This window comes from Xenorhabdus sp. BG5, from assembly GCF_015163665.1.
Lineage (GTDB): Bacteria > Pseudomonadota > Gammaproteobacteria > Enterobacterales > Enterobacteriaceae > Xenorhabdus.
This window is the reverse complement of record NZ_JADEUG010000023.1, coordinates 48,946-56,362: the sequence shown is the minus strand read 5'-3', so window position 1 is coordinate 56,362 and position 7,417 is coordinate 48,946. Positions and strand designations below refer to the sequence as shown.

Sequence of the window (7,417 nt, the reverse complement as noted above, 5' to 3'; positions counted from 1 at the left end):
GAGGGGACTGAAGGACCGTCCGAGACGAGGACGTAGATAGGCCGGGTGTGTAAGCGTTGCGAGACGTTGAGCTAACCGGTACTAATGAGCCGTGCGGCTTAACCTGACAACGCCGAAGGGGTTTTCGGGAGTGAGAGAGCGTTTCAGAATGAAAAACAGCTTGTTCGGGATTGAAAACAGAATTTGTCTGGCGGCAACAGCGCGGTGGTCCCACCTGATCCCATGCCGAACTCAGCAGTGAAACGCCGTAGCGCCGATGGTAGTGTGGGGTCTCCCCATGTGAGAGTAGGACACTGCCAGACATTCATTAATAACTTGTTGCCGGCATAAAAGGCAGCAAGGATAAAGAAATTCGGTGGTGCGGTAGTTCAGTTGGTTAGAATACCGGCCTGTCACGCCGGGGGTCGCGGGTTCGAGTCCCGTCCGCACCGCCACCGTATTTAGGGGCGTAGTTCAATTGGTAGAGCACCGGTCTCCAAAACCGGGTGTTGGGAGTTCGAGCCTCTCCGCCCCTGCCAGTTAACAAATAAGTAATAATTGATATAGCTTTCAGATTAATAGCCCAGCTAAAGTTAGCTGGGTTTTTCTTGTTTTTCATTTTTTGTACAGTTCTAACGTACTATGGCTCTAACATATTGCAGTTCTGACATATAGTTTTAACTTCCAGTCTCGTGTAATTCTAATTTCTTTGCGGGCATTATTCCTTTGCGCTCTATACCGTACATCAAGCCTTATTTTTTCTATAGTTTTGCTATAAAAGTTGTTTTTGGGTAGTTACAGGTGCTTTCTCAACAGGAATTTTTAATAAGTGTTGGATAAGCGCTTGTTGGTCACTGTTTTGTAGCCATACAGCGTACAATGGCCGTTCTATTAACTGATTATTAGGTAAGGCAACGAGTTTCGGATATTCTTCTTGCCAATGTACAGGAAGGAAGGTTGCAGCATTAACGCTATCCAATAACTCTCTGGCAATATGTGCTGATGTGGTTGTAATAATAGGTGGATAATCGTTCTTTAAGATTTGTTGTTCTTGCTGGTGAAAATCAGCTCCCCACTCTAATTTAATATAATTTTCTACTGTCTTATCAAGGTTATGTAGGGTTGTTAATAAAATAAGCTGGATATTACCTATCAATTGACTTTGAAACTCATCCATTTTGGGCGGTTCAGTGGTAATTAAGAGATCCAATTCACGAGAATGCAATTGTTTGACTAACGACTGGCGTGTTGAAACGAAAGACTCGATCCTTGTTTCCCGATGGTGTTGATAAAATGTATTTATCCAGGATGTTAGATAACTTTCCCATAGGGATGCTGTAGCGCCGATAGAGAGTTTTGAATGCTGGGCGACATAATTGATTTCTTTCTTCGCCAATTGCCAAGTACTCATTAGTGATTCTGCATAAGGTACTAGGCGTTCTCCGGCTGCAGTTAGGCGGATATTATTACGATGTCGTGTGAATAGATTGGTACCCAATTGATTTTCTAGTTGGCGGATACGAAAACTAACAGCGGATTGTGTTAAATAGAGCGATTCAGCTGCCCGACCAAAGTGACGAGTCTTACTGACTTCCAAAAAGGTTTTCAGTAATTCAGTATCCACATGCATCTCCAATAGTTTTTGTCGTTAAGATTTAAATATTTTGTTTTACAGAATGTCAAGCCTCCCTAATACTCCGCGCCATAATTAGTATGACTTAGAGTTAGGAGTGTGTCAGATGGCTGAAAGCTTCATCACGACTAATCGTTTTTTCGATAATAAAAATTATCCACGTGGATTTTCCCGTCATGGTGATTTCACCATCAAAGAGGCTCAATTGCTAGAACGTTATGGTCATGCGTTCAATGAATTGGACCTTGGTAAACGTGAACCTCAAACAGAAGAAGAAAAACTGTTTGTTGCAGTTTGCCGTGGTGAACGTGCACCTGCAACGACAGAAGAAAAGGTATGGACTAAGTATTTGACAAAAATTAGCCGTCCGAAACGTTTTCATACCCTTTCCGGCGGAAAACCGCAGCTTGATTCTTCAGAGGACTATACCGATACTGATGATTAATACCATCATTAATATTAATCATCATATCCAAGAGGGGCTGTTGTCCCTCTTCTGACCGATAACTTATCCAGCCTGCTTCTGTAATTGTATAAGTAGCCTATCCATACTTCGGTAGCTAAGCGCTTCCATAATATCTGGTTTTTCTATTCTTGTTTGTTCTTTTAAGTCTGCAATTGTGCGAGAAACCCTAAGTATTCTGTGCCAGGCACGTATGGATAGTCCTAATTTCAATAAAGTATTTTCCAGAAAAACGGCATTTTCCATGCTAATTTTGCAAATATCTTCGGTTTGTTTGCTATTGAGACGGGCATTGATATGCCCACAGCGCTCTATTTGTATTTTTCTTGCCCTTGCTACGCGTTTTTTGATTTCTTGACTACTTTCTCCATATTTTGTTGATGATTGACTTAAAGTTCCTGGAGGCAGCAGAGGAACTTCAATAGAGAGATCAAAACGATCTAAAAAAGGGCCTGATAGTTTAGAGAGGTAACGTAATACTTGGTGTGGACTACTTCGGTTATGTATTCCTTGATGATAGCCGGTTGGGCTGGGGTTCATGGCTGCAATCAATTGAACTTGGGCAGGAAAACGGACTTTTGCTCTGGCACGGGATATTACTATTTCGCCAGATTCTAACGGTTCCCGTAGGGCATCAAGGACACTACGGTTAAATTCAGGTAATTCGTCTAGAAATAACACACCATTATGGGCGAGAGAAATTTCTCCCGGCTTAGGTATTGAGCCTCCTCCAACAAGAGCTGCCATTGACGAACTGTGATGAGGGGCTCTAAATGGGCGTATATGCCATTTTTGAGGATTAACTGGACATCCAGCTAAGCTATTGATTGCAGCGACGTCTAGCGCTTCCTGATGCGTCAATGGTGGTAATAAGCCACATAATCGGCTGGCAAGCATAGTTTTGCCAGTGCCTGGAGGGCCGAGTAGCAGAAGATTATGGCCGCCAGCGGCTGTGATCTCCAGTGCTCGTTTAGCTTGTTCCTGCCCAATAATATCCTGTATATCCAGAGTAAATGATTCAGTCTGTAGTTCTACAGGAGGAGGGGAAGATAAAGTCGCTTTTTCTCCCTGTAAGAAATGACAAACTTGCAGCAAATGATTTGCCATTAGCGTTTCATTCTGAGACAAAATTGCTAATTCAGTTTGGTTCTCTGAGGAGAGAATAAGTTGTCTTGCAGCTCTTTTTGCACTCAATGCTGCGGGAATTGCTCCCATAACTTGCCGTATTTCACCAGAGAGTGCTAACTCACCTAAAAACTCATAATTATGTAACTTATCTGTCGTGATCTGCTCTGATGCGGCTAAAATTGCAATAGCGATGGGTAAATCATATCTTCCCCCTTCTTTGGGGAGATCTGCTGGCGCTAAATTGACTGTGATCCTTTTGGGAGGATAGGTAAAACCACTATTGATCAGAGCGCTTCGGACACGATCTCTGGCTTCCTTTACGGTAGTTTCAGGTAAACCAACAAGGGTAAGACCGGGTAAACCATTACTGATATGTGCTTCTATCGTGACGATAGGGGAATCAATACCAATTGTTGCCCGTGTATGAATAACGGCCAGTGCCATGATGCTCTCCTTAGCAAGAAAGCTGTTATCATGGATTGATAAAAAATAATGAAAAGTCGCTTTTCATTGTTTTGTGAAAAGGTTCGTAAATATATTTGTCCTTGATGATGATGCTGACAACTATTCAGTCGTTTGAATTTTAATAATAACATAGTGTTATATATGAATATTTTAACAAGCTGGAACTCTTATGATAAAAAATAGAATGGTAATGAATGGTATTTATTGATAATTATAACCTAACAAAATACATAAATTTAATTTAATAAATTTTAATCCTATATACTGTTAATCGTGATAATAACTAACTATAAAAATTAATTTTGATCGCATTTTCGCCATGTTATCGAGAATGAGATGATTAACTTATTTTTTATTATTTTGTTTATTAATAATTTTATTAAACAAACGGATGGCAATTTTTTCTAAGCTAAAAATGCGTAAATTACAGTGGATTTATCTGTTTTTTAGTTATCTAAATGAAAAATATAAATAAAATAATTTTGTTATGAAAAAACAAAAATAATCGTTGTCAACTATCATAGAAAGTGATAACTCTTAAATATACGTCAAGCATACGAATTAAAAACGAATAAAATTATGAACGCATTTGTCCTAGTGATTAGCCTAATTATTGTGAGCGTGGTGGTGATTATTATCCCACCGTGCGGGGCTGCACTTGGACGAAGAACGGCTTAGACAGAAGAATAGCCAGATTCCAAAAACCCCCGCACCGAAAGGCGCGGGGGTTTTTTTTAGGCCTGATACTAGGTTCGATAAGTAGAAGTAACAAAACATCACAACAGCCAACGGCAAGGTAAACATAACAGGGGAGACGGCAATGAACGGGGCACAATCGGTTGTAGAGGCGTTACGAAAACAGGGAATTGAAAAAGTTTTTGGTTATCCAGGTGGAGCTATCATGCCACTTTATGATGCGCTGTATGATGGCGGTGTTGAGCACATTTTATGCCGCCATGAACAAGGCGCCGTTATGGCAGCAATTGGTTATGCGAGAGCAAGTGGCAAGCCTGGCGTTTGCATAGCGACATCAGGGCCAGGAGCGACAAACTTGATCACGGGATTGGCTGACGCATTATTGGATTCTGTTCCTGTTGTCGCGATTACTGGACAGGTGAGTTCTGAATTTATAGGGACAGATGCCTTTCAAGAAATCGATATACTGGGAATGTCACTTTCTTGTACAAAACACAGCTTTCTTGTTGATTCGCTGGAAAAATTACCTCAAATCATGGCCGATGCCTTCTCCATTGCCATGAGTGGTCGCCCTGGCCCTGTTCTGATTGATTTACCAAAAGATATTCAGTTAGCTCAAGGTGATTTTGCCCCCTATTTAATACCGGCATCTCCCCAGTTTTCTCTTCCAAAACAAGAGATTGAATTAGCCCGTCAATTGTTAGCTTCATCTCGAAAACCTATTTTGTATGTGGGTGGTGGGATTGGCATGTCTGGCGCTGTTCCTGAATTACGTCATTTTGTCTCTGAAACGGGTATTCCCGTTGTTTCCACATTGAAAGGGTTGGGAGCAGCAGATTTTGAACATGAATGTTATTTGGGCATGTTAGGGATGCATGGTACTAAAGCGGCTAATCTTGCTGTTCAATCCTGTGATTTGTTAATTGCTGCTGGCGCGCGTTTTGATGACCGTGTTACAGGGAAACTGAATACCTTTGCACCTCATGCCAACGTTATTCATTTGGATATTGATCCCGTTGAATTCAATAAATTACGTCAGACTCATGTGTCATTACTGGGCGATTTAAAAACGCTATTGCCTCATTTACAACAACCTTTATCTATCCAAGCCTGGCAGCAAGAAATCAAGCAATTAAAAAACGAACATACATGGTGTTATGACTATCAGGGCGAAAGTATTTATGCTCCGTTACTGTTGAAGCAGGTTTCTGAACGTGCTTCGTCCAGTACGGTTATCACAACCGATGTTGGGCAGCATCAGATGTGGGCGGCTCAGCACATGACTTTTAGCCAACCAGAAAATTTCATCACATCAAGTGGATTAGGCACGATGGGATTTGGTATTCCGGCGGCGATTGGCGCCCAGATGGCTCGTCCTGAAGATATGGTTATCTGCATATCTGGTGACGGCTCTTTCATGATGAATGTTCAGGAGTTGGGCACGATTAAACGCAAGCAATTGCCGGTAAAACTGATCTTATTGGATAACCAAAGATTGGGCATGGTTCGCCAGTGGCAAGAGTTGTTTTTTGACAAACGTTATAGCGAAACGATCTTAACTGATAATCCTGATTTTCTTACGTTGGCGCAGGCGTTTGGTATTCCGGGGCAGAGAGTCACTGACAAAGCACAAGTGAATGAAGCATTGGATGCTTTGTTCAACAGCGAGGGCGCGTATTTATTACATGTGTCTATTGATGAATTAGAGAATGTCTGGCCATTGGTTCCACCGGGTGCAAGCAACGAAACCATGTTGGAGAAATCATTATGATACAGCATCAACTTGCTATTAAAGCGCGGTTCTGTCCTGAGATTTTGGAACGAATTTTGAGAGTTACCCGCCACCGCGGATTTCAGATATGCGCATTGAATATGGATCATATAACAGATAGTGATAATGTAAATATTGAACTCACCGTGTCTAGCCAACGTCCAGTTAATTTACTTTTTTCCCAACTGCTGAAATTGGTGGACGTTGCAGGTGTTGAGATCAAACATAAAGAATCACGATTAATAAGCGCATAATGCGCCCTTGAAGGAAAACTGAGAATGACAAAGCAAGCTGATTATATTTGGTTCAATGGGGAAATGGTGCCGTGGGCAGAGGCTAAAGTTCACGTTATGTCCCATGCCTTACATTATGGTACTTCGGTATTTGAAGGGATTCGTTGCTATGACTCTCACAAAGGGCCTGTTGTTTTTCGTCATCGTGAACATATGCAGCGCTTGCGTGACTCAGCCAAGATTTACCGTTTTCCAGTAAGCCAAAGTGTGGATGAATTGATGGAAGCTTGCCGTGAAACGTTGCGTAAAAATAAATTGGTCAGTGCTTACATTCGCCCATTGGTATTTGTGGGTGATGTTGGCATGGGAGTAAACCCGCCTGCTGGTTATAAAACAGACGTTATCATTGCCGCTTTCCCGTGGGGCGCTTATCTTGGTGAGAAAGCCTTGGATCAGGGCATTGATGCGATGGTTTCTTCATGGAATCGCATGGCAGCAAATACGATCCCTACAAGCGCAAAAGCGGGAGGTAATTATCTCTCTTCTTTACTGGTGGGAAGTGAAGCACGACGTCATGGTTATCAGGAAGGTATTGCACTGGATGTGCATGGTTATATTTCAGAAGGTGCGGGTGAAAACCTGTTTGAAGTGAAGGATGGAATTCTATTCACACCGCCATTTACTTCATCTGCCCTGCCAGGGATCACCCGTGATGCCATCATCAAGTTAGCACAGGATCTTGGTCTGGAAGTTCGTGAACAGACACTTTCTCGTGAATCGCTTTATTTAGCGGATGAAGTCTTCATGACAGGAACGGCTGCGGAGGTTACTCCGGTTCGTAGTGTAGATGGGATTCAGGTGGGTATCGGCAAATGTGGTCCAATCACTAAAAAAATCCAAAGTGCGTTCTTTGGTTTATTTGATGGTACGACAGAAGATAAATGGGGTTGGTTGGATCCGATTAATCCTTAATAAAAAAACATAAAACCCAACAGGCGGCCGTTCCCCGCCTGTATTGATTGCTGAAGTTAATTGATAAGACTTGGGAG

7 protein-coding genes, 2 tRNA genes and 2 rRNA genes are annotated in these 7,417 nt (G+C 42.1%); 9 read left to right on the top strand and 2 right to left on the bottom strand.

Features of this window, described 5'->3' with window-relative positions; all coding sequences use genetic code 11:
• From IQ209_RS12695 to IQ209_RS12680, 4 genes are all read left to right on the top strand, one after another.
• A 23S ribosomal RNA gene (locus IQ209_RS12695) occupies window positions 1–106 on the top strand; the annotation flags it as partial.
• An 80-nt stretch (window positions 107–186) separates the two neighbouring features.
• Window positions 187–302: ribosomal RNA gene (gene rrf, locus IQ209_RS12690) — 5S ribosomal RNA — on the top strand.
• Window positions 303–357: 55 nt separating this feature from the next.
• Window positions 358–434 (top strand) — tRNA-Asp (locus IQ209_RS12685).
• Between the two features lie 8 nt (window positions 435–442).
• Window positions 443–518, top strand: a tRNA-Trp gene (locus IQ209_RS12680).
• A gap of 233 nt (window positions 519–751) precedes the next feature.
• On the opposite strand, the gene hdfR is transcribed toward IQ209_RS12680, so the two are convergent.
• The gene (hdfR, locus tag IQ209_RS12675) at window positions 752–1,603 is read right to left on the bottom strand and encodes an HTH-type transcriptional regulator HdfR (RefSeq protein WP_193851642.1); all 852 of its coding nucleotides are present in this window, start codon (window positions 1,601–1,603) and stop codon (window positions 752–754) included.
• Window positions 1,604–1,718: 115 nt separating this feature from the next.
• Between hdfR and IQ209_RS12670 the strand changes: the two genes are divergently transcribed.
• On the top strand, window positions 1,719–2,057 hold the full coding sequence (locus IQ209_RS12670) for a DUF413 domain-containing protein (RefSeq protein WP_193851641.1): 339 nt from the start codon (window positions 1,719–1,721) through the stop codon (window positions 2,055–2,057).
• A gap of 63 nt (window positions 2,058–2,120) precedes the next feature.
• Here IQ209_RS12670 and IQ209_RS12665 read toward each other — a convergent pair whose 3' ends face one another.
• Window positions 2,121–3,647, bottom strand: a complete 1,527-nt coding sequence (locus IQ209_RS12665) for a YifB family Mg chelatase-like AAA ATPase (RefSeq protein ID WP_193851640.1) — start codon at window positions 3,645–3,647, stop codon at window positions 2,121–2,123.
• A gap of 600 nt (window positions 3,648–4,247) precedes the next feature.
• Here IQ209_RS12665 and ilvL point away from each other — a divergent pair.
• The 4 genes from ilvL to IQ209_RS12645 all read left to right on the top strand — a co-directional run bounded on the left by ilvL (window position 4,248) and on the right by IQ209_RS12645 (window position 7,340).
• Complete coding sequence (gene ilvL / locus IQ209_RS12660) at window positions 4,248–4,346, top strand: ilv operon leader peptide (RefSeq protein WP_193851639.1); 99 nt, start codon at window positions 4,248–4,250, stop codon at window positions 4,344–4,346.
• A 142-nt stretch (window positions 4,347–4,488) separates the two neighbouring features.
• Window positions 4,489–6,135 carry an acetolactate synthase 2 catalytic subunit gene (gene ilvG, locus IQ209_RS12655; protein ID WP_193851638.1) on the top strand — a complete coding sequence of 549 codons (1,647 nt, stop codon included), beginning with the start codon at window positions 4,489–4,491 and terminating at the stop codon, window positions 6,133–6,135.
• Window positions 6,132–6,389 (top strand): acetolactate synthase 2 small subunit, encoded by a 258-nt coding sequence (gene ilvM, locus IQ209_RS12650; protein WP_193851637.1) that lies wholly within the window; start codon window positions 6,132–6,134, stop codon window positions 6,387–6,389. Before ilvG ends, ilvM begins: the two co-directional genes overlap by 4 nt.
• A 24-nt stretch (window positions 6,390–6,413) precedes the next feature.
• Entirely contained in the window at window positions 6,414–7,340 is a 927-nt protein-coding gene (locus IQ209_RS12645; RefSeq protein WP_193851636.1) for a branched-chain amino acid transaminase, read from the top strand.
• Window positions 7,341–7,417: the final 77 nt, after the last annotated feature.